The following is a 22,603-nucleotide window of genomic DNA, read 5'->3' as shown; positions in this document are numbered from 1 at the left end:
ACTCCGTTGGCTCCAGGTCGATTTGCTCCGCAAATACGACCAAGAGAAATCCGCTCCGCGGATTTCTCTTGGTGGCTAGGGGTGAGCCTAGCCCGCCATTCCCTGACGTTTAGTCAGGGAATCCCTCAACTGCCTTACTGGTGAATGGAATTCGCTATCTCTTTATTGTATCTCGTTGAGGCTAAGGCCTAAGCGTATGCACCACAAGCTTTAGCCACATTATGACTTTGCGTGACGCCTGCCGTCCGGTGCCACCCTCGACCATCTTCATGATCCGACACCATCGTCAAGATCTGCTAGAACAGCTGCTCCAGACCACCACGGCCCAGAGTATGGCCGAGAAGTCCCCCTCGGCCCGGGCTTGTTCGGCGCACTCGCGCGGAACGCGGCGAGGAAGTGCCCAGAAGATCACTCCGCAGAGGCTCCATGGGATGACGTAACAACTCCCCCGCTTCGCTCGTCCTACCTGACGAGCGGGCCGCACCACTGCGGCTTCTCCTGCGCTCCAGGTCTCGGCCGACGCGCAGCCGGCCCATGTGACAGATGACGGAGCCAGGGAGCTGTGACCAGTGAAGCGCCACGTACGCCCGATGAGTTCAACGCCTTCTTCCGAGCGAAGTACGCGCTGCTCGTGGCCCGGCTCCAGCGCTTCGCGCGGGCGCGGGGCATCGAGCTGAACCAGTATGACGCCGAGGCCGTCGTGTCCGTCGCTTTCAAAGAGATGGCGGACGACTGGCCTCAGGTCCGTGACCCGATGGGCTATGTGTGGCACAGGACGGGGCTCAGACTCATGGATCATCTGCGCAGCTGTAAACGGGAAGTCGAGCTGTGTGATCCTGGCCAGCGGTTGGCTCATATGGCGGGTGCAAAGGATTTCGAGCCCGAGGCCCATGTGGATGCCTGGGATATGGAGAACCACATTGGTCAGCTTTCGGGCCGTGAGCAGCGGATTCTTCAGCTTTATGCGCAGGGGTATTCGAAGGCGGAACAGGCCGAGGCGTTGAATGTGACCCCTGGTAATGCGGGGGTCATCCTCTTTAGGGCAAAGCAGAAGTTGATGATGCAGCAGGGAAGGCAGGGGCAGCGATGAGCGACTTTGAGCGGGCCGACACGAGGCAGGCGATCGTGCATCTGGCCGCCGGCGCGGGAAAGACCCGTGCCCTGCTGGCCTTTTGGGAAGAGTGGCGGGACTTCGGCGCGGAGGAGCCTGAGGGCGCCATTGCTTCTTCAGAGCTGATGGAGATGCGGCGGGTGGAGGAGAAGCTGCGTCAGCTTCACACACACGCAGTTGAACCGCTGCCGGACGATTTGGAGCGGCTCTCCGAGAAACACCTGTTCATGGCTTGCGAGTCTCATGGCCCTACGCTTCGGGATGTCCTCGAGGCCATGTCGACTCCGTTGCGCGTCGATGCCCTCTCCTGCAACGTCAAGGAGTTCAGGAAACGGTGGCAGCGTGATTTCGGCCTCTACATGGATCGGGCGCTCAAGCAGAGCCGGACGAAGAACGACCTGTTCGTGCTTCTGATCAAGGAGGGCGAGTTCGGTGTCGAGGGGGCCTGCGGTAAGGCCGAATCGTCGGGCGGCAACATCTACGAGGTGCGTTTCCGGGAGCGTCTGCGCTGTCTGGAAAGCCTGCCGTTCGTTGAGGAGCCCTCTGAAGTAGCGGACCCGTATCGGGCATTGCGCGCTGAGGTGAAGCGGTATCTGCACAGACATCCGCTCTTCGTTCTGGATGATGCCCTGGGGACAGAGGGGTCGCTGGCCGAGCTGGAAGCACTCGTGCACTGTGCGGACAGCTTCACGACGGCCGTGGACACGACGGGCCGCTTGTCTCTCGTGTTCGGCGCGTTCAATGAGCGCTACAGGCCGGAGGCGGTGGATGCGCAGTGCCCGCGCTGTGCTAAGCCTCTTCATACCTATGGTGCTGTGCTGGTACTGCCCGGCACCCCAGCCGCGACGGAACGTCGACCGGCGGCAGGCGTGGCGTCAGCGCACAGAGACGCTCGTCGCGGCAAGCGTAGCGGCCGACGTGCGTCACAGTGTCCTTTGGACGAAGAGGTGGTCTGGAGGTTTCCTCAGAGTCACGATGAATTTGAGGCCGGGTTGGAAAGAGCGATGGAGGTTCTGGCGGGCCAATAAATTCACCGTTCTCAATGTGCAGATTGTTTCACCGCGTCAGGCAGGCGCGGTCTTTCGGCATGTCGGCATGCGCTTATGTGGGGCTGCTGCCGTGCCGGGGCTGTTCCTGATCGCCTCTAAGTTCCTCTGGCCGCGCCTTGAGGGACGCGCCTTCGGCTGCCCTTCCTGTACTGCTGCCCGGTGGGTGCCTGGGGCGGCCGTTGCGTTCTAGGATCGGCCGCCACGGTATCGGGAGGGGCCGATGGCTAGGAAGAGGAAGCAGCCTGAGCCTGCACTGGAGGACAAAGACGAGCGGAAGATCCACTACCCGCCCCTCGCCAATGGCATCGACTACCTCAGCGACGTCGTCGAGCGCCTGGGCCGGAAGGAAGGCCAGCCGCCCAGCGACCGTGACCTGAAGTACGCCGTCCTGCACCTTCAGGCCGCCGTTGAGGTGCTCCTCAAGGCCCGCCTGTACGAGGAGCATTGGACGCTCGTCGTCTCCATGGTCAGCAAGGTCAATCGGGTGGACTTCGAGGGTGGCGACTTCGACAGCGCCAGCCATCACGAGGTCATCCGCCGCCTGGTGGAGGTCGTCGGCATCGACATCAGCGCCGCGGACAAGGCCGCCGTGCTGGGCCTCGCGAAGATGCGGAACAGACTCCAGCACTGGGGGCTGACCGACAGCGCCAACTCCGTCCTGACCAGTGCCGCCACTGTGCTCGACTTCCTGGTGCGGTTCATCGACCAGCATCTCGATGTCGACGAAGACGCCGAGGCGGAAATCGCCGACATTCGGGAAGGTCTGTTGCGGGCCCAGAGCTACATCGACAGCCGCATGACGCGACTGCGCGAGAGCGTTCTCAAGGGGCATGCCCAACTGACCGTCCAGTGCCCCGACTGCCGTCAGTACGCTTTGGTCGTCGACGGCGTCGAGAACATGTGCCACTTCTGCCCTCGTTCCTGGAGTGACCCGTCGGAACTTGCGTCCCTCTACGACAGCCACTTCGTGGTCAGCTCCGATCCTGGGGAGTCGTACGAGGACACGCTCGTGGTCTGCCCGGCTTGCGAAGACTGGCCTGCGACGCTGTGCCTGGAAGCCGAGACTGTCGCGAGCGACGGCCCTGTCCCCCTGTGCTTCATCTGCGCGACCATCCTGACTGACCTGGACACGTGTATGCGCTGCTGTCGTCTGTTCATCCCCGTCGTCGAAGAGGCCCTCTGCAGCGACTGTTTCGCCGACCTGGGCTGACCAATCGATTCAGGTGCCGTCGTTGGCGGGTCACGAGCGTGTGGAGTTCGTCGTCGGGTGCGCACCCGACGGGTGTAACAAGTCGGTCTTCCGGTTCGTCCAGTAGGGCAGTCAGGTGTTGGGTTCGGGCCCGCAGCCTGCATCACCTCGAGGAGGAACCAGACTGTGCCACCACCCGATCCACGAATTCGGTGAGCAGCTCGAACTCGGCTTTCGCGTGGCCTGTTCGGCGATTCCGAATCGTCCCCGACGGGTGCGCGGGACATGAGCGTGCCCCGTGTGCTGATGCCGGCGATGCGACCGAGGCCGAGCAGCGGGTCGGAGCGCTTCGAGTTCCGCGGCCGTTTCCTGTTGGGTTCGCCATAACATCCGTGCCGGATTACGACACAACAAGGGTGTAACTCCGCAAGTCCTGGCAGGGAGTCGTGCCGGGCGGCTGTGTGCACCGCAGGTGGTCCTTGCGCTCCAGAGCAATCAGCTGGTGCTTGAGCAGACAGAGGTGGCGTGCAGTTCAGCTCTGGGCCGTGTCGGAGGGTTCGGGTGCCGTCGGTGTCCGTGCTTCTTCCGTCGTTTCTGGACGGTGGCGACGTGGTCCGTGGCGGCAGTCAGCGGGAGTCGGGGCGAGCTGTTGCAGGGCGGTGGGCCGGTTCGGCCCGTTGGCACGCAGGGCTCGTCGCTCGCTGCGGTTTGCGTCCGTGTACCGGGCGTTCGACTCGCTGGAGGACTTCGGTCCTGTTGAGGCGCTGGTGGCTGTCGGTGAAGGGGTATCGGCCCTGCGCCGCCGTTTGGCGGGGCGCGACACAAGCAGCGCGTGCCGTTCACGGTGCCGTCTGTACAACTACCGACAACGGAGGACGCGGTGTTGATCGATACAAGCCCAGCGGGGAACGGCTGTGCAGAGTACGGCTACGGTGAATGCAGCTCCGGGTACCGCAGGCGCGGTTCCGAGAGGACGCCGACCGCGAGGCGTGTCACCTCACGCGGACGCCACCAGGCAGGTGGCCGCGCCCGTCATCTCATCTCCCATCCGGAGCTTCAGCGTGAGACCTGAGCATCAGTCATCTGCTTCACAGTCCCCCGATTTTGTGCCTGCGTCGCTGGAGCCGCTCCCCGTGCCTCCGCTCGGTGCCGTGGCGGCGCAGCCGAATCCGGCCAGCCCGGCCTTGTGTCTCACCGGTATCGGCGGAGGCGCGATAGTGAGCGGGCTGGTGTTGGTGGGCGCCCCGTGGTGGGTGATCGCCGGCGTGGGGCTCGTGTCGATCTTGCTGGCGGGCGTGGTCCTGTTGGCGCAGGTGCTTGTCCCGGCGGATTCTGAGCACAAGCGAGATCTGTGGCTGGCGGTTCTCCGGGACCGGCGTTTGCGGCACAGAGAGGGGACTCACCGTTCCGGTCCCCGCAGGCGCCGGCGGGGCAGGCGCTCCAGGCGCGCCCAGGGGTGATTTGCGTGTGGGTCCGCAGTCGGCCCGAATCCGACGTTGGCCGGGGCGGGTTCGGGCCGGGTCCTCGGTGTTTCCCACGGATCCGGTGGCTCACCGTGTGGGCAGGGCGTTGCTGTGGTCTGTGGGGCTCAGATGCCGGTATCCACGGTGTGGATCTCCCATCCTCGTGCCTGGAATGCGCGCAGGTACGGCTGTGCGCGTGTGCGGTGCAGAGCCATGGCGAGGAGGTGCGTGGGCCGGGTGATGCCGACGAAGAGCAGCTGTGCTGCTTTCAGGACGGGTTTCGAGGCGTGCTCGGGGTCCTTGTCCTGCATGAGCAGAGCGAGTGTTTGGTGGACGTCGTACTGGAGGCCCTTGCTGTTCAGGCACTCGAGGATCAAGGTGGCGGCGTGTGTTTCCCCCTTGGCCCGCTGGATGGACGAGGCCACGATGCCGTCGCCTGTCCCGGTGTGGGGCTGGACGGGCACGGGAGGTGCGTGTGCGTGGCTGAGGTGTTCGTGGAGGCTGCTTGTGACCCGCAAGGGGGTGTTGGTGAGCTGTGGCAGCACGCTCTTGAGCCGGTCCATCAGCTGCTTCCACTGCTCTGCGCTGTCGATGTCGGCGGTGAGCAGGTCGTGCAGGAGGCGGCGGGCCTGTCCTCCGGGCGTTGCGGGGCTGCGTTCCAGGCGTGACAGGGCCGGGAGCGGCTGGCCCACGCTGTGGTTGCAGGCCCGTCGTACGGCGTCCCAGGCGTGCCCGGTTGCGGTGGTGCGATCGTCCTGAAGCCCGGCCCGCGCCAGGCGGAGTGCGTTGATCAGCCCGCGGGCGTTCTTGTCTCTGGTGGGCATGGGGTGGTGGGGCAGATAGCAGGTGATGGCCCGGGGAAACTGCTTGGCTTTCCCGGGGACGATCCGTGAGGCGAGCACGCGGGGCGGCTGGGCGGCGAGGATGTGGTCGTGGACCTTCTGGCGGGCCAGGCGCTCGAAGGCGGGGACGACGCGGGTGACGGAGTGGTCGTCGTAGAGGAGCACGGCGATGGTTCCTTCGGGGCCGGCTCCCTGGATGGTCTGACGGCGCCGGAGCGTGAGCTCGCTGGCGAGCTCGGCGATCTGGGTGCCGAAGCGCCGGCTGAGCGGCAGTTGCAGGGCGGTGGGCAGGGGGAAAGCCGAAGGCCTTGGCGGGGTGGGGGTCCCGTCGGTGAAGATGCCCTGGTTGAGGTCGCCGACGCGTTGCACCACGGACTCGCCGTGGCCGAAGACCAGGTCCAGCAGATGCTGCTGGAGATCGCTGGTGTCCTGCATCTCGTCGAGCAGGACGAAGGGGAACCGGTGGGCCGTGGCGCGGGCGATCTCGGGGTGGCGGACGAGGTGTTGCTCCGCGATGGCGAACATGTCGCTGTAGCGGAAGCGGCCCCGGTTCTCGAGCTCTTGCTTGAGCTGTGTCAGCTGCTGGGCGCTGCGGGCGGTGCTCTGGAAGACCGGGGAGCCGTCGGGGCCGGTGACGGTGAGCTCGCCGGCGTCACAGACGTAGGTGGCACCGGCGACGAGGTCGCGTCTGCCGTATCCCCTCTCGGTCCAGCTCTTCAGGGCCCGGCACCGGGGGTGGTTGTCCAGGAGCCACAGGGCTTCCTCGGCGTGGGCGTCGTCGTCGATGGCCTGGATCTCGACGCCGCGGGAGCGGAGTGCCGGGAGGGCGAAGAAGGTGTTGGTGAAGGTCTGGATGGTTCCGATGAAGTGAGGGAACGTCAGCAGGCGGCGTCCGGCCGGGGTGTCGCCGAGGCGGCGGGTGATCTCGTCCTTGGCCGTGTTGGTGTGGGACAGGACGCAGATTCCGCGGGTCGCCGAGGTCCAGCCCTGGGCCAGGAGGGTGAGTTTGAGGCCGACGAGGCTGGTCTTGCCCGATCCGGGGGCCGCCTGGAGGTCGAGGGTCTCGATGCTCTGCAGGAAGTCCCACTGCTCGGAGTGGGACAGCTCGAGGCCGCGCTGGGCCGCCAGGACTTCGGCCTTGTCCTTGGCGAAGGTGTCCGGGGCGAACGGAGGGATCATCGGTCAGGCTCCCGGGGTGCACAGGTGGTCGAACGCGGCGACGAGGTAGGGCGGGAGATCCTTGTCGTCGACGGGGGTGTTGTGCAGGACGCGGGCGGCATGCTGGGCCGTGATCGTCTTGCTGGTCCGGTCCATGCGCAGCGGCTCGTAGATGTCGAGGGCAACGTCGGACAGGGACCGTCCCGCGTCCTTCCAGTCCTGGACTTCCTGCGCGGCCTGCTTGTCGCTCGTCTTGAGCTGCTCGGCGGTGGGCCAGGTGGACTTTCCGGCGGCGCGCACGGCTTGGTGCATGAGGCCGGCCAGGGTCCAGGAGGCTGCGGCGAGGTCGTACTCGAGGGTCCAGTGGTCGGAGACGAAGGTGCGCACGTTGCCGTCGTCTTCCTTGGACAGGTTCGCGACGTGTTCGTCGATCTCCTCCTGGTTCATCTCGGCGGAGCACTTCAGCTTCTTGCGCATGTCGTCGGAGGTGTTGGCCGGGACCAGGTCGCGGTCGCGGATGCAGGCCACCTGGACGGGGATCTGCCGGCCCTCGCGCTGGAAGATGCGGCTGTAGCGGAACAGGCCGACGCTGCCGACGTTGACGATGCTCACGCCGTTCTCGTTGAACGAGCGGCCGACGGCGCGGGCCAGTGCGGGCAGCAGGATGGCTTCGGCGTCGCCCTCGACGATGGCCACGCCCCGGGCGAAGAAGAGGTTGGCCTTGGTGACGTCCAGGAAGCGGGTCAGGAAGGCGTAGTCGTCGCGGTCCAGGCGGGTGTGCTCGGGGGCCAGGTTGAAGGTCGTGCCCCGGGACACCAGCGTGAGGTCCTTGACGGGCGTGGCGGAGGCGAGGTTGGGGCTGTGTGTCGTGCAGATGACCTGGACCGGAGCGTTCGGCTGGACGCCGCTGCTGTCGCCGGCGCGTTCGCGCAGGAGGTCCATGATGCGGGTCTGCAGCTGCGGGTGCAGGTGCGCTTCGGGCTCCTCGATCAGCAGCAGCGGGGCGAGTTCGCTGTTGTTGAGCAGGAGGAGTTCGGCGGCCATGAACAGGGCGTTGCTGTAGCCGAGTCCGTGTTTGGTCCAGGCTTTGTCGCCGGCGAACAGGCGCAGTTCCAGGCGTTCGAGGGCGCGGGCCAGGGTGGCGTCGCCGGCGACGCTGATCTTGCCGTGGAGTTTGTCCGCGCCGATGGAGAATTTCTGCAGGTAGTTGGTGTTGATGTCGTTGCGGGCCGTGCGGATGCCGTCGTTGTTTTGGATGTGGTGTTCGGTGCGCTTCAGGATGCCGACCAGGGTGGTGGCCTGGTCCCCGGTCCGGTCGGGGTTGAAGTCGCTCTCTTTCTGGGGCTGCATGGCGGGGTAGTCGGCGAGGATCTGCGACAGGCGTGATCCGCGCCCGGCGCGCAGTTCGGCCTCGGCGTCGCGCAGGGGGCGCAGGTAGGTCGCCTTGAGTAGTTCGCGGGCGGTGCCGTCCAGGGCGGGTCCCCGGCCGTCGCGGCCGGTGCGGGTGGTCAGTGACGTGCGGTGGGAGCGTCCGGGGTCGATCATCTGGGCTCGTACGGTGATGTACAGGGCGCAGGTGCCGTCCTCTTCGGTGGTCAAGTGCTCGAGGAAGACGCCGTGTTCGCGTGGGGTGAGGTCCTTGAAGGCGCAGGTGAGGGTGAAGGCGTCGGCCTGGACGTCCCCATGGACGTGGAAGTCGTCGGTCGTGATGCGGTAGTAGTCGCCGGCCGTGGTCTGCAAGCACAGCCGGATGGCATCGATGATGGCGGTCTTGCCGCTGCCGTTCTCCCCCACCAGCACGTTGGCGGCCGGCCCGAACTCGGCCCGCGGGAGCGGGTCTGCTCCGTCTTGTGGTCGGGGCGCGGCCCCGAAGATGCGGAAGTTTTCGGCATACAGGCATGCCAGGTACATGAAGCGCCCCCGTGTGTCTGTGCCCGCGCCCCGGTGGCCGCAGGCGATGCGGACTGCCTCCGGCTCCCCTGCCGCAGGCACCCCCGGCGCATCATAAGCACATCTACTTCACACTTTGAGCACATCTCCGGTTTCCCGGAGCACCGGCCCACTGCGGCCCGTCGCGTGCGTGGCGGCCGTCGCCGCTTCGGCCGTGAGATCCGCCGGGCCACCGGACTGGGAGCCGTCGGGTCGATCCACCGTGGGCGGATCCGGCCCGCGGCGATCTCTTGCTGGCATACTCCGGGCAGTCGTGGGGCGCGGGGGCGCGATCCGAAAGGCGGGAACCGGGTTGGCCAGTACAGGGAGCGACATCTCGTCAACCGGACCCGACCCCGAAATGAGAGCTCTTCAGCGCAGCGTCTGGGAGGACCAGCGCGACCCCGCCTGGAAGACCAAGCGCATCTTCCTGGTACGCACCGCGCTCGTCGTGGCACTCGTGTGCATCCCCGCACTGGTGGTGTGGCCGACGACCTTCCCCGACCGGCACACATGGCTGACCATCGGCCAGACCAGTGCATTTACGCTGTGAGCACCCTAATCAAACGCTCGAATCTCCCGTCCTTTGCCCTTAGTTCATCGATATTTACATTGCTTGCGCGCGATAAGAGTTCATGCGGATCAAGTCGTTTTGCGTCGATCTCCGAGGGCAGTTTCAGCCAGCCGGTACTCCATGGCCCGACAATTACCGCTTCCATTCTTCCCTCAATAAGCATAAGCCCCTCAGGGAGGTTCGCCGGATCGCCGACATAGTCAGCGAAGATGGCTACATGACGCGAATGCCCTTCTATCGCAGCCATCGCCACGTTGGCGAGCCCGTTAAGCCCCAGCGAAGGAATGAACTCTAGACTTCGCACCGGAAAGCCCTCTCGGGAAAGGCGTTCCGCGATGCCGCGAACTATCATCTCGTCACGGCGACTTTTGAATACGACAGTGAGCGACTTGATGGTGGCGGGAAGCGTCTTAGCGGAATACGGGACGAACACCTCACCCTTCTCCGCAGCCATCCTCAGCTTGTATCGAAGGACACTAGAGAACCCGGATGTCGTTGCTGCAGAGACATCCTCACGGTCGAACAAAATCAGATTCAATTCCTTGCCGACGCGAAGGGCATCAACTGCATCAGCGGCATACCCGGACATCGATATGAAAACGCCAATGGTTCCAACGAGTTTCCCATCCACCTTCCCCTTGAACTGGTAGATGACGGAAGCTGGAACCTTGTCTTTCCACCATTTTGCCTCAAGCAGGTAGAATCGCCCTTCGTAGAAGAAGGATCCATCAATCTCCTCGCCTGCGGGGCGAAAAGAGGTCCGAGGCTGCATGTCCTCTCGACTTAAAAGCCTGTTCAGCCACCCCTCAAACTCGCGGCCACGAGCCTGCGGCGTAATCCCCTGTTGCAGGTTGGCAAGGCCATCCGGTGCCTGACGTGATGTCACAAGACCAGATGCTACGAGTCTTCCGGCCGGGCCCGCAGCGGTAGTTCGGAGGAGCCACCGTCAACGGCACGCCACCGTCCGGTCGGGTAAGCGAAACGGCGAGCGGAAGACGCAGGAACGCGGTGGCCCGGTACGGCAGTGGCGTGCCGGACGCCGTTGAGAGCCCGTCCCGAGGACGCCTCTTCCGCCGCTCTTGCACGGCCGACGGCAGAAGAGGCGTCCTGCGCCGGTCAGTTCTCCGACGGAACGCGGGCGGCAATCTCCCGGGCGAACCACTCCGCTTCCTCGGACAGCTCGTCCGGCCCCTCTGCGGCGATCAGTTGCAGTAGCCGGAGCAAGTCGTGGGCCTCGTCGAGGGTCAGCATCTCCAGGCGGCTCGCGGACGCGTCCTGGACCGGGATGAGATTGCTCATGTCTGCACTCATGCCCGCTTCAACGACGGCGCGCGCCGCGGCATCCCGGACTCGGGCAGGAGTACCCGAGTGGGTGCAGCCCCGGCCAGGACCAGGTCATGGCCCGCAGGCCGGGAACGAACACGGCAGGATGCTGAGGGACTGTGTCGGAGGTGGCCGCGACCGGCTTCCTCCGGCGCCCCGTCAGAAGGCGGGGCACGTCACCGGCGGACGCCCACAGCACTCCCCCGCGTGTGCAGGTGCCGGCGGCGATCGTTCAGTCCTCGACATCGCCGCCGGGCGGAGACACGCAGCGCCTCAGGCCGGGTGACGCGTCAGGATCAATCAGACCGAGGTGCGCTGCGCAGGCAATTCCCCCGTCCTCCCGGTCGACTCCAGTCTGTTCAGCCGCGCCCATTGCCGGACGCGGCGTTCGCCGAGCGGAGCCCGCCTGCCACCAGGGATCCGGCCGCCCCTCCCTGTCCGTGGGACCGTTCAGCCCGGCGCGCAGGAAGGTCGGCCGGACGTGTCCTTCGATGTTGGTGAGGAAACGGAGTCTTCTCGCTGCCCCTGTGAAGACCAACGCAGCGGGGGGGCGCAGCACTAATATCCACAGGTCAGGGCTCGGGGGAGGCAAGAATGGCACGCGCATTACGGAACTGGGCATGGCTCGCTTCCCGGAGGCAGGGGGCGGAGCATTTCCTCAGGCCGCGCAGAGACGACGTGTACCACTACTGCGTTGTGGCGGCCGTGGACGCCCCCGAGACCGCGCAGAAGCTCGGGATACGGCTGGGGGCCACACGGCGCGATGTGATCGAGCAGATGCTCACGCCCCGATGCCAAAGAGCGGTCTACAACAGGGCGCGGGGCGTCGCGTGGATGGCGTACGACCGGGCCACCGCTTCTCTGCAGTCTTCACGTGCGAGGCAGCAGGCTGCTGCCGGGCGGACCTCGTGGAACTGGCGGCTCGTCTGCGGCATCTTCCTGGCCGCGGCCTGCGTGGTGTTCTTCACCGGGGGCCTTGGGGCCCTGGCCGTCGCGGTGGGGGGCTTCGCCATCACCGTCTTCGCCCTCTCCGGCACGGGCACGCTGGTGGGGTGGAATTTGGGACACTGCCTGCTCGCCGGGATACGTCAACTGGTGTGCCTGACGGACCGGTGCGAGCTGGGCATCCGCGCGGCCGGCTGGGGCGAGACGCTCTCCAGGGAAGGGGTCGGGCCTGTTCTGGAGGAGATGATCCGGCATCTCCTCGGAGACGACCCGGACTCCCTGTTCATCCCGCACGGCACCTCGTACGGCCTGCGCGCGCCCAGGAATCCCGACTACTTCGTCTCCACCGAAACGGTGGAGCAGCTGCAGCGCAAGCTCAACCAGATCGACGAGGGCACCATCGCCCTGTGCGGTCCCCGCGGCGTCGGCAAGACAACCCTGCTGGAACGCTGCACGGCCGCGGCGAACTTCGGCGTACTCGTCCAGGCTCCCGCAGCCTATGCACCGGCCGATTTCCTCCTCTCGCTGTCCGTGCGGCTGTGCGAGAGCTACATCAGGCACGAGGGTTGCACGGCACCGGAGTTCACTCGGATCTCGCCGTTTCACCGCATGCTGCGCCGTGCCCGTACCCGCATGCGCCTGCTGGGCCGATGGAGCGTGTTCGCCCTCCCGGCGGCCGCCTTGTTCGTGCTGGGGCTGTCCGCCTCCGCACGCTCCCTGTACGGCACGTACATCGACTCGCTCGGTGAGCACGCCCGCAGCGCCGTCGGCGATCTGGAGCGCTGGGGACAGTCGGTGTGGGACGGACACCAGGTGGTCGCCAGCCTCACGCTCTGCATCGTGGCGGTCTTCTGGTGGAGGTCACGCCACGACCCGTGGATCCTGAAGCTGCTGCGTCGGCTCTGGTCCGTCGGCAGCGGCCCCCTGGGGTTCCTCATCAGCCTCGCCAGTGTGGCCACGGTGCTCGGTGATCCCGAGATGATGGCCGGCCTCACCCGCCTGCCGCCAGGCGTATATCTCCCCGCGATCGCCCTGCTCTCGTGCTGGATGTACACCCTGAGCAAGACCCACTCCGAATGGACCACCGAGATCGGCGGATGGACCATCCGCGCAGAGCGGCTGGCACAGGTCGCGTCCCTCGCAGTCGGCACCTACCTGCTGTACTTCCTGATCAGCACACCCCCGACTTACGCGCTACTCGCCGATCCCGACAATCCGCTCAGACTCGCCGGAGTGATCGCGGGCGAGCTGCTGACACTCGCCAGCCTGTGGCGGCCACGCCCTTCGGAACCCGCCCTCGTGACCCGGTGCCGCAACCACCTCTACCGGCTGCAGACCACCCAGACCAGCACGAACACCCTGTCCCCCAGCGCCGCACAGATCCTGACCCTGGGCGGATCGCACGCCACATCGATCTCCACGACCCCACCCAACTACCCCGAGCTGGTGGACGAGTTCCGTGATCTCCTCGCGCACATCGCCCACGAACTGGTGGGGCGGGGACAGAACGTCCTCATCGCCATCGACGAGGTCGACCGCCTGGGCACCGACACCGAGGCTCTCGCCTTCCTCCGGGAGATCAAGGGCATCCTGGGCGTACGCCATGTCCACTACCTCATCTCCGTCGCCGAAGATGTCGGCGCCTCCTTCGTGCGCCGCGGCCTGCCCCACCGCGATGTCACCGACAGCTCTCTCGACGACATCGTTCACGTCACCCCGTGCACACTCGCCGAGGCCGGCGCCATCCTCACCGAGCGCTCGGAGCATCACACTGCGCACTTCGCGTTCCTGGCCCACGCCGTATCCGGCGGACTCCTGCGGGACCTGTTGCGCTACAGCCTCCGGATCGAGGAAATACAGGATAAAACCGGCTCCCACGAACTGATGGACATCTCAACCCGGCTAATCCTCGAGGAACTTGGCGAAACGCTCGCCGGGTTCCGCACCCTGCTGAGCAAGCACCAGTGGTCCGAGAACTCCAGCGGCATCCTCAGCTCCTTCCGCACCCTGTGCGGGCACCTGCGCACTCCTTGCGCCTGTACCCGCGTCCAGGTGCTCCAGTCCCTGCAGCAGTTCGCCTTCTACGCCGGCGCTCCCCACGCAGAGGCGGTCCGCGACATCACCGACGAGGCCCGCCAACTCATTGAAGAGGCCGCCGCATACAGCTACTTCTCCCTCACGTTGATCGACATCTTCGGCATGCCCAGCTTCGACCAGCGCAGCACCCGCGCCCTCGACCACGGTCCCGACGGGGCCCCCGAACGCCTCGCCGAAGCACGCCTGGAACTCGGCGTCTCCCCCTACAGCGCCCGCTCTCTCATCGACGACATCCGCAAGGCCTGGTCACTGGCCACCGGGCCGAGCCTCAACACGCCCTTCGCCCACCGCACCGTGAACTGCCCCGTCCACGGCAACCGATACATCCCCGTCTCCCGCACCAGCGACTGACGCAGCACCGGGCCGAAGCACGACGGCTGCACCCGGGCGATCCCGCCTCCGGCCTGTAACTCGTCGACCGATGCTGCGCGGACTGCTCCCACTGGTGATCTGCGTGCGGGCTCTGTCCGAACGCAGACTGCCGGCCCCCGGCAGCAGCCGCTCAGCCGCTGCGCGCCACGAGCTCGTCCTCGCCGTCGATCCAGGACAGGCCGCCTCGGTCCAGGCGGGCCCGCGTGCGCGTGACCGCGACGTAGGCGAGACGGGCTTCGGCGTCGTCGATCGCCGGTGGGGCCGACGTCCGCGGGCTGTCGGCCGGAGGCGGCGGGGGTGCAAAGTCGTCGGCGATGCGGACGGTGGACCATTCTCGGCCTTTGGCCTTGTGGGCGGTGGAGACGGTGATGTCGGCGGTGCTCTCGGGGGCGAGGCGGGTGACGGCGGTGAGGATGGCGTCGGGGCCGTGGGTGTCGACGAGGCCGACGAGCGGTTGCAGGTCACGGCCCGAGGGGTCGTGGGTCGCGTAGTCCTGCAGGTCGCCCCAGGTGGTGAACAGGACGAGTTCGGGGTGGTGGGTGCGGCGGCCTTCCTTGAGGTCCTTGGCGGCCTGGGCCAGGCTTTTCAGGCTCTGGCCGCCGCCCACCAGGGCGACGCGGAACCCGGCCGTCATGAGTTGCATGACTTGGGCCATGGCGCCGACGTTGGTGCGGCACAGCACCGCGTCCGGCCGCTGCACGGGGCCGAGTTCGGTGGGGACGGTGTCGGTGCCCCTCAGTCGTAGCGGGGCGTCGGCGAGGGCGAGCCAGCGGTTGGCCTCGGCGGCGAGGTGGGGGCCGAAGCGGAAGGAGCGGGTGAGGGTGAAGTGGGTGCCCTCGAAGCCGCTCATGACGTCCTTGGCGCCGCGCCACTGGTAGATGGCCTGGGCGGAGTCGCCGACCATGACGAGCTGGGCGTGCTCGCGCTGGGCGAGGAAGACCTGCTCGACGGCGGGGTTGGTGTCCTGGGCCTCGTCGAGGAGGAGGAACTCGGCGTCGATGCGCGGCCGGGTCAGGGCCCAGATCTTGAGGTAGTGGTCGTGGTCGAAGCGGACCGCGCTGTCGTCGAAGTGCTGCAGGTCGATCCAGGCGCGCAGGGCGAACGGGAGGAGGTGGTCGGCGAGTTCGGCGTGCTGGCCGGGGTCCTCGAGGCCACGCAGCCGCGGGACGTGGCTCGTGCTGATGGCGGCATCCGCGGTGTGGCAGTAGCGGGCCACCGTGCGCAGGGCGGCGTTGGACAGGGCGCGCTGGGAGACCTCCCGGGTGCCGATGCGCAGCGGCTTGGTCAGGCCCAGGGCCTGGCCGGTCAGCCAGGCCGGGCGGCGCGGGGCGTTCAGACGGCGAGTGTAGCGGTGGCCGACCGCGGCGAAGGCGAGGGCGTGGGCGGTCTTGCAGGCGACCGTGGCGGGGAAGCGGGTGCGTGCGTCGGCGGCGATAGCGCGGTTGTAGGCGAGGTAGCGGCCGCGGCGCGGGCTGGTGTGGGCGAGCAGGGCCAGGGTGCTGGTCTTGCCGGTGCCGGCACCGGCCTGCAGGGACAGGTGCTCGCCGCTGCTGAACGCGTCGGCGGCGGCCGTCTGTTCGTCGGTGGGGTTCACTCGGTGGGTCCTTGGGGCGGGGTGAGGGCGTGGGCGACGGCGGCCAGGAGCCGGGCGGGCGTGGTGCCGTCCAGGAGGTGGCGCACGGCCGCCTCGACGCGGTGGTCTTCCCTGCGGGCGTGGGCGGCCAGGGCCCGGTGCAGGGCGAGTTCGAGGTGGTGGCCGGGCGGGTGCCCGGCACGGCGGGCGGCCGCGCCGAGTGTGGCGTGCGCGGCCGGCGGGAGGCGGACGTCGAGCAGGAGTCGGCCGTGGGTGTCCGGGTAGTGCGTGGTGATCACGTCGATCGGCAGATGGGCGTCGAGCCGCCGGGCGGCCCGTCCGGGGTCGTGGGCACGGCAGACGGCCATGAGGCGGCGGCGCTGGTGGTCGGCGGCCAGCGGCCAGGCACGGGCGGCCTGTTGGAGTCCGCCGGGGGGCAGCGGCCGGATGAGGGTGATCTCCAGGGCGTGGTGGTGGGAGGTCATGCCGGGCGGCCGTGGGGGTGCGGGAGGCGGGTGCGGATGTGGGCGGCGTGCCGACCTGGGTCGAAGACCTGCCAGCCGGTCGCCGTCAGGTCGGGACGGGCGGTGGCGTGGTGGGGGCAGAGCTGGGCACGCCAGCGCCGTTGTTCGCCGGCCGGGGCACGGGTGAGGTCGTAGACGGCGACGAGTCGGGGCGCCGGGCCGGTGGTGCCGCGCTGCTGGTGCAAGGGCAGCAGATCCCAGGTTCCGGCCGGGGCCCGGTCGTCCAGGACCGGGTGCGGGCAGCGCCGGGATCCCGGTTCGGTGCGGGCGGTACAGCGGATGCGTTCGAGGGCGTCGTCGGCGAGGTAGCGGCCCAGGAAGAGTTGGACCACTGGGCACATCTCGGCAGGGGCGGGGGAACAGGTGGGCGCGGCCCTGGGGATGAAGGTTGCGGTGTCGATGAGACGGCGGCTGCGCAGGGCGAGTTGGCGGCGCAGCTCTCCGAGTCGGCGGCCCGCTTCGAGGGGTGTGGTGCGGGCCGGGCAGAGGGCGGTGTGCGGGATGCGGCACCATGCCTGGCCGCCGGCGTGGGGGTGGGCGACGCCGCTGCTGAGGTGCCAGCGCCAGGACGCGGGCACGTGGGCGGTGGGCAGTTCGGCCGGATGCAGGTCAATGTGGTGCTGGTTGCGGCGCGGATGCCAGGCGACAGGGTTGCCGCAGCGGCGGCAGCGGCCGATGCGCGGCAGGCCGCCGGTGCTGTGGAGGGTGGTGCAGGTCAGGTGGCGCGGCCGGCAGGGATCGGCCTGCGGGGTCCGGGCGGCGAGGTGAGGGCGCATGGCCGCGACGGTGCCAGGCAGCGGCAGGCCACGGCCATGCACGGGCGGCGGGGTACCGCGTTCGGCCCAACGCGGGGAGACACCTGCGCGATTGGCGAACTGGCGTGCGCCCGCTACCCACTCGTTCGGGTAGCACTGTCCGACCGTCCGGAGGGGATGGCGGGGCGGTTCACGACTGGGGCGTGCCGGGCGGGGTGTGGCCGGAGCACAGGGCGCCCAGCAGCTGGTCGAGCGGGACGTCGAAGACGTGGGCGAGGGTGTGCCAGGTGGTGATGGAGCCGGTGGTGCGGCCGTGTTCCAGGTCGATGACGGTGCGGCGGGACAGGCCCGTGCGGCCGGCGAGTTCGTCGTAGGTCCACCCGCGGTCGGCCCGCAGGCGCGCGAGCTTCAGGCGCAGCGCGTCGGGGTCGGGGTCGGGCGGGAAGATCGTCACCCCACCATCCGATGGTGCAGACCTCTGCCCCGTCAGTGCAGAGATCTGCACTTTTTGCTAGTGAAGGGGTGACATTCACCGACGCCGGGCCCGGGCCCGCGCCGCAGGACAGGAACGGAGACTGCGGGCCCGATGAGGCTCTTGACCCATGACACGGTGCAGCGGGTGTGGACGGTAGAGGTGCGCTCGCACCGGCACGGCCCGGTGCTGAGCTGCTCCCACTGCCCCTCGCCCGGCGAGGCGGTGGCCGCCGGTGGCGCGCGCAGGTCCGCACTGGCCCATCTGGCGCGGCATGCACGCAACGGGGCGCTGCCGGCACATCTGCGGACTTGCCAGTGCCGGGAGCGGGGCTGCAACTGGCACCGGCGCCTCCGTGGCTGTCATGGCCCGGTCCGGCTCGCTCTCACCGGAGAGGGCGGCGGCATCCGCTGGCGTCTGGCCGACGTCTGCACCGCCTGCGCCGCCATCACCGCCCATACCGCCCTTGTCCCCGAGGACACCCAGGGCCCCCGCGACAGCCGCCTGCCCCTCCGTACGGCCAGGCCGCCCCAGGATCGCGAATCCGCCCGCACCGATGCCCAGGCACGGGTGCGGGAGATGCTCGCCTATCTGGCCACCGCACTCCCCCGGTACTGCTCCCCCACGGCCCGGCTGCTGGCCCTGCAGTGCGCCCTGCGCGCAAACGGTCACGGAGAAGCGAGCCTGCCCCACGGGCTGCTGCGCGGCATGCGGCTGCACCGGCACACGGAGCCGTGGGAGGAACTGGAGTACACCGGCTGGCTGCAGCGCACTGTGGGCCGCGGTCCAGTGCAGGTCCGCCTCCTCGATCCGGCGGTGCAGACCCAGTCGCACCGCCCGCAGCGCGCCCGCGCAGCACACTGGGCCCTGCACCCCCTCTGCCGGCCCGCCGTCCCGCGCGCACTGCCCGGCGCCGTCCAGCTCGCTGCGCTCACCGTAGCCGCGCACACCCGCCCCGACGGAACCGGCACAGCCGAGATGGACCTTCTCATGCATCTGTGCGCACAGACGTCCCATCAGCTCAGCGATCTGCTCGACCAGTTGACCGCCTCGCGTCTGATCTCCTCCTGGCGCCGTACCCCGCCGGAGGCCGAGGTCACATGGCAACTGCCGCACTCCGGCCGGGCCACCGAGCGCACACCCCCACCCACGGAGCCCGGCGGAGTGAAGGGGAGGCCGAGGGATCACTCAAGCTGCGCATGAGGGTTGACTCGATGGGCGGCACCTCTGGCACTCGAGCAGATCACACGAGTTGCGCCCGCTCTTCCCGCCGGGGCCCGTCTCAGCGATCCGGGGCGGTGACGCAGCCGCGGCACCCTGCACGTCCCGTGGGTGTCCCTGGCATCCGTCCCCGCAGCACGCCGCACCTGGCCGGCCTTCGCCGCCGTGGGGTGGATGCACGAGAAGGTCACCCGGCGGATGCCGAGCGCCCCTCGAAGTCCGAACCCGGGGTATGGCCTGCCTCTTCCGGGCCGCCACGGACGGATCCGGGGCCTTCACCAACCGGCGTACCCGCCCCGCCCTGATGGGCTCCGCCGGGATGGCTGCGCCGGTCCGTCGGCCCGGTGCCGAGTCGAGCCGCTGCCACGAGGTCGGCACATGCCTCCGCACGCCCTCCCCCCGCGGAGCCCTGAGCTCACGGCGCACGGGGAGCCGGCCTCTGGCCGTTCGTGGTCGCGAGGCCGGCTGCGGTGTGCTGCAACTGCTGGGCCAGATCAGGCTGGTCGTAGCGCAGGACGATCTGGGCGAGGCTTCGCACGAGGTTCTCGCGCTGGTCGGCGGCAAGATCGTGCACGAAGCTCTGCAGGACGTGTGCGACCTGGACCCAGGCGTTGTCCGGGGCGTAGGCCGTGATCTGGCGGGTGAGCTCCTCGAGGGTGTGGATGCTGTCCTTGGCGGAGTCGGGGTGTTGGGTGAGCCAGTAGGCCAAGGCCAGCGTCGGTGTGGTGACGAGCTGTTCGTGGAGTTCTCGTGCCGCCTGCAGACGTTGGCGCTGGGCCTGTGCGTGCAGGGCCTCGTCGTATTGGCGTCGTTGCAGTGCGGTGGCTGCGGCACGGTCCGGCTCGCTCACGGTGAGCCGGACGTCGGCCCACAGGAGGCGAACGGGAGTGTCCGCGAGGTCGTGGGCGGTTCCCAGCACGGTGTTGAGGTGGGCCTGTGCGGCGAGGACGTCGGTGAGCGGATAGGCGCCGGTGACGGGGCGGGCGAGGGCCAGGACGTGGTGCAGGGCCGCCTGGCCGGGGTTGTGGTGGGGGCGGGCGCTGGGTGTTTCCTCCCAGCGCCCCTCGAGGTGGGCGTCGAAGCGGTAGCCGGGCGTGCTGCTCGGCAGCGGGTGGCCGGTGGGGGTGAGAGGGCCGGTGCGCGGTGTTGGCCAACCGGCAGGGTTAGCTCTGCGGCGCATGGGGCTCCGGCGGCGCGGCGGGATCCTGCTTCTGCAGGGCTGCGAGGTAGCGGTCGCGCAGGTGCAGTGCTTCTCCGACCTGGTGTGTGGGCGCCGGTGTGGGGGCCCAGCTGAAGAGAAGCTTTTGCATGGCGACGAGGCGGCTGCCGCTGTAGTAGGGGTCGTGGTCCGCGTGCACGGCCTGGCGGAAGATCTGCTCGATGGTGTCGGTCAGGGAAGGGTGTTCCAGGGCGGCCTGCATCCAGTGGCCGAAGGCCTCGATCACGCTGTGTGGCGGTTCGCCGTGCGTGGGCAGGGTGTTGCGCCACATGCCGGCGAGCCAGGTGAGGTCGCGGTCCGTGTCGGTCAGGAGGGAGGGGCCGGCGGGGCCGCGGCGTTGAGCGAGGTGGGCGAAGGTGTCGCGCGCGGCTTGCTGCTGAGACCGGTTCGTGGCGTCTGCCCACTGGCTGAGCTGCCTGCGGATGGCACGGCGTTGGCCGTCCTGGTCCCACAGGGTGTTCAGTGTCTGGCTGATGGTTTCGGTGACTTCGTCGCTGCGGGCACCGTCGGCGGTGATGGTGGAGGAGGCCAGTTCGGTGAGGCGGCTGAGCATGCTGGTGGGGTGGACGTCGATCAGGCGGCGGCAGGCTCGTATGAGCACGATGGTGAAGGGGTCGCTGAGCGTTCCGGCTTCGCCTCGGGCCCATCTGCGCAGGGCGTTGCGCACGAGGGTTCCGGCGTGGTCGTCGAGGGAGGCCAGCACGAGCATGTCGCAGGCTGCCTGCTGTTGCGTAGTGGACCACTGCTCGCTGAGCTCTTTCAACAGACGCACGGTGCGGTGCCGGGCGGTGTAGCGCACGGTCCAGTGGCTGACCCGCTGTGCGAGGAGGCGGGAGGCCTGGGCGTCCTCGAGGCTGCCGACTTGGGCGGCGGTCCAGGTGGTGAATTGCTTGAGCAGGTGGGGACGGTCGTCGAGGAAGTAATCGACGACCGCTTCGGCTTTGTTGTGGTGCCGAAAGCGGATCGTGCCGTTGGGCAGCAGATCGGCGTCGGCGGCGTCGGCCAGCGCGATGACACCCAGGCCTTTTTGGCCGGGGCGTGGGTCGGGGTTCTCATCGAAGTCGGCGGCCAGGCTGGCGGAGGCCTCGTAGACGCTCTGCGAGGCCGCTCCCTCCAGGACCGCGGCCGTCAGCAGGAAGTTGCGGTAGTCGCTGTCCTGATACTCGTTGTGCCAGGCCAGGAGTGTGCTGCGCCAGTTCTCTGCCGCTTTGACGACGCTGCCTACGAGTCGGTCAATGTACTCCCGGTCATGGGCAGTTGCTGTGGTGAGCCGGCCCGCGTCGCGTTCGACCTCCTCGGTGGTGACGATGGCGCCGGCCCAGGCGGCGACCTGTCCCGGCAGCAGGTTCTTGATCCCTCCGGTGATGGCCGAGTGGTCGGTCCATGTGTCGTGGTCGATGAGGAGCGGAGCGGGTTCGAGGAGCTTGGCCAGGACCTCTACGGGCGGCGGTCCGGCGATCTCGTGCACCAGGCCCTCCGCGCTCTGGCCGCACCTGGTCCAGGCGGTCGCGCTCATCAGCACGACGAGGAACGCCCCCTCGGGCAACTCGTTGCTGTCGTGATCGAGTTCACGGCCGAAGCCCGCGGGCGGCGTCTCGGCCCGCAGGTCCAGGATCCAGCCTGTGTGTTTCTCGGTCAGTCCGGCGACATCGAAAGGGGCACCGGGTTCTCGGCTGACCTGGCGGATGGTGTCACCCACCCGGTGCCGCAGCATCTGCAGTGCGGTGGTGAAGCGGCCGCTGCCGTCCGCGCCGGTCAGGACGACGATCCGCCGATCATCGAGGATCTTCGTGATCGCGGTCTCGTCGTCGGGGCTGGGGACATAGGTGCGCAGACAGTCGTCGATCTCTTTCCTGGTGAGCGGGATGCCGCGCAGCCTGTTGATGCTTCGCTGGATGAGCGTGCCGATCGCGAGCCCGTTGTTGGTGCCGATGCGCAGGAGCGAACGCCACGCGGCGTAGGACTCGGCACGTTCGGGCCGCAGGGCTGCATCGTCCGGGAAGCTCGCCAGTCCGGTGGGGGCGGGCGGGGCTGTGCCCGACGGCGGACCGTCGGGGACGGGGGCCGGCGGCGGACCGTCAGGAGCGGGCGGATGTGCGGGGTCGACACCATGTTGGCCTGCAAGGTGTCCGTCAGCGGAGGGCGGCTGGTGCTGGTTCGATGAGGGTTCAGACGTCACGAAGGGCTCTCCTCGGGGCCGGCCGGGAACGGGGCGTGGCGGGTCAGCGAAAGGAGCCGGGGGTGTTCCTCCCGTCCCGGATCCGGATCCCGACGACGTCGCCGGTCTCCTCGACCGTGGTGACGTCCTGGATGGATGTCAGGTGGCCGTTCGGGGTGTCGGCGTCGATCCCGGTCATCTTGCCGCGCACGGTCTCGCTCTTCTGACGTGCGTAGCTCCCTGAGGGCTCCCGGTCCTCTTCGCCCACGAACGTCAGGCGCTGTCCGTAGATTTCTTCGAGGACGCCGCGCAGCTCGCCCAGCAGGCGCAGCAACCCGGCGTCCGCGACGTCCACCGTCTGCGGGTGCTGCCGGTAAACGTGCAACAGGTCGCGCAGCCGGTCCAGATCACTGCGCCGGTGAGTGAGCTCGGTCTCGTCAGCGGCGAGCGGCAGGCTCAGTTCGCCGCGCAGGATGTGGCCGTCCAGCTCCGTCTCGGGTGCTGCGCGCCGGTTGAGCAGGTTGTCCAGGCGCTGGTAGAGGAACGTGAAGGTGGCCGGTAGTCCTGCGCCGAGCATGGTGGATAAGGCGCCGAGGTCTGTCATGAACTCCCCCTGGTATAGGACCGGT

General features: G+C 68.2%; 17 protein-coding genes. 6 read left to right on the top strand and 11 right to left on the bottom strand.

Annotated features, from left to right (window positions below; all coding sequences use genetic code 11):
- Positions 1-562: 562 nt before the first annotated feature.
- From B072_RS0129490 to B072_RS44315, 3 genes are all read left to right on the top strand, one after another.
- Entirely contained in the window at positions 563-1,090 is a 528-nt protein-coding gene (locus tag B072_RS0129490) for an RNA polymerase sigma factor (RefSeq protein ID WP_018533563.1), read from the top strand.
- Entirely contained in the window at positions 1,087-2,139 is a 1,053-nt protein-coding gene (locus B072_RS0129485) for a hypothetical protein (protein ID WP_018533562.1), read from the top strand. Before B072_RS0129490 ends, B072_RS0129485 begins: the two co-directional genes overlap by 4 nt.
- 241 nt (positions 2,140-2,380) lie before the next feature.
- The gene (locus tag B072_RS44315) at positions 2,381-3,370 is read left to right on the top strand and encodes a hypothetical protein (protein ID WP_018533561.1); all 990 of its coding nucleotides are present in this window, start codon (positions 2,381-2,383) and stop codon (positions 3,368-3,370) included.
- Between the two features lie 1,567 nt (positions 3,371-4,937).
- Here the strand turns inward: B072_RS44315 and B072_RS0129470 are convergent.
- Positions 4,938-6,833, bottom strand: coding sequence for a UvrD-helicase domain-containing protein (locus B072_RS0129470; protein ID WP_018533559.1), 1,896 nt, complete (start codon positions 6,831-6,833; stop codon positions 4,938-4,940).
- 3 nt (positions 6,834-6,836) lie between these two features.
- Positions 6,837-8,723 carry an ATP-dependent nuclease gene (locus tag B072_RS44310; RefSeq protein WP_078506626.1) on the bottom strand — a complete coding sequence of 629 codons (1,887 nt, stop codon included), beginning with the start codon at positions 8,721-8,723 and terminating at the stop codon, positions 6,837-6,839.
- A 379-nt stretch (positions 8,724-9,102) separates the two neighbouring features.
- On the opposite strand from B072_RS44310, the gene B072_RS0129460 reads away from it, so the two are divergent.
- Positions 9,103-9,294, top strand: coding sequence for a hypothetical protein (locus tag B072_RS0129460; RefSeq protein ID WP_018533557.1), 192 nt, complete (start codon positions 9,103-9,105; stop codon positions 9,292-9,294).
- Here the strand turns inward: B072_RS0129460 and B072_RS46915 are convergent.
- Both B072_RS46915 and B072_RS44305 read right to left on the bottom strand, forming a co-directional pair.
- Positions 9,284-10,201: a restriction endonuclease gene (locus B072_RS46915; RefSeq protein ID WP_078506625.1), complete on the bottom strand. Its 918-nt coding sequence runs from the start codon at positions 10,199-10,201 to the stop codon at positions 9,284-9,286. The genes B072_RS0129460 and B072_RS46915 overlap by 11 nt on opposite strands.
- Before the next feature lie 230 nt (positions 10,202-10,431).
- Positions 10,432-10,614, bottom strand: coding sequence for a DUF6417 family protein (locus tag B072_RS44305; protein ID WP_018533556.1), 183 nt, complete (start codon positions 10,612-10,614; stop codon positions 10,432-10,434).
- 702 nt (positions 10,615-11,316) lie between these two features.
- On the opposite strand from B072_RS44305, the gene B072_RS0129450 reads away from it, so the two are divergent.
- Positions 11,317-14,031: a hypothetical protein gene (locus tag B072_RS0129450; RefSeq protein WP_018533555.1), complete on the top strand. Its 2,715-nt coding sequence runs from the start codon at positions 11,317-11,319 to the stop codon at positions 14,029-14,031.
- Positions 14,032-14,182: 151 nt separating this feature from the next.
- Here B072_RS0129450 and B072_RS0129445 read toward each other — a convergent pair whose 3' ends face one another.
- The 4 genes from B072_RS0129445 to B072_RS0129430 form a co-directional block, all read right to left on the bottom strand.
- A complete protein-coding gene (locus tag B072_RS0129445; RefSeq protein ID WP_018533554.1) occupies positions 14,183-15,646 on the bottom strand; it encodes a UvrD-helicase domain-containing protein in 1,464 nt (487 codons plus the stop codon).
- The gene (locus tag B072_RS0129440) at positions 15,643-16,110 is read right to left on the bottom strand and encodes a hypothetical protein (RefSeq protein WP_018533553.1); all 468 of its coding nucleotides are present in this window, start codon (positions 16,108-16,110) and stop codon (positions 15,643-15,645) included. Before B072_RS0129440 ends, B072_RS0129445 begins: the two co-directional genes overlap by 4 nt.
- Positions 16,107-16,925 carry a DUF6083 domain-containing protein gene (locus tag B072_RS0129435; protein ID WP_026246430.1) on the bottom strand — a complete coding sequence of 273 codons (819 nt, stop codon included), beginning with the start codon at positions 16,923-16,925 and terminating at the stop codon, positions 16,107-16,109. Before B072_RS0129435 ends, B072_RS0129440 begins: the two co-directional genes overlap by 4 nt.
- A gap of 169 nt (positions 16,926-17,094) precedes the next feature.
- Positions 17,095-17,358 carry a helix-turn-helix transcriptional regulator gene (locus B072_RS0129430; protein ID WP_018533552.1) on the bottom strand — a complete coding sequence of 88 codons (264 nt, stop codon included), beginning with the start codon at positions 17,356-17,358 and terminating at the stop codon, positions 17,095-17,097.
- A 132-nt stretch (positions 17,359-17,490) separates the two neighbouring features.
- Here B072_RS0129430 and B072_RS44300 point away from each other — a divergent pair, with 132 nt between their 5' ends.
- Entirely contained in the window at positions 17,491-18,579 is a 1,089-nt protein-coding gene (locus B072_RS44300; RefSeq protein ID WP_018533551.1) for a hypothetical protein, read from the top strand.
- Positions 18,580-19,012: 433 nt separating this feature from the next.
- Here B072_RS44300 and B072_RS0129420 read toward each other — a convergent pair whose 3' ends face one another.
- From B072_RS0129420 to B072_RS0129410, 3 genes are read right to left on the bottom strand one after another with little or no spacing between them, the layout of a single operon-like run.
- Entirely contained in the window at positions 19,013-19,777 is a 765-nt protein-coding gene (locus tag B072_RS0129420; RefSeq protein WP_018533550.1) for a hypothetical protein, read from the bottom strand.
- Positions 19,761-21,995: a hypothetical protein gene (locus B072_RS0129415; RefSeq protein ID WP_018533549.1), complete on the bottom strand. Its 2,235-nt coding sequence runs from the start codon at positions 21,993-21,995 to the stop codon at positions 19,761-19,763. Before B072_RS0129415 ends, B072_RS0129420 begins: the two co-directional genes overlap by 17 nt.
- A gap of 43 nt (positions 21,996-22,038) precedes the next feature.
- A complete protein-coding gene (locus tag B072_RS0129410; protein ID WP_026246429.1) occupies positions 22,039-22,578 on the bottom strand; it encodes a hypothetical protein in 540 nt (179 codons plus the stop codon).
- Positions 22,579-22,603 lie beyond the last annotated feature (25 nt).

The organism is Streptomyces sp. HmicA12 (assembly GCF_000373565.1).
Lineage (GTDB): Bacteria > Actinomycetota > Actinomycetes > Streptomycetales > Streptomycetaceae > Streptomyces.
This window is presented reverse-complemented; position numbering and strand designations above follow the sequence as displayed.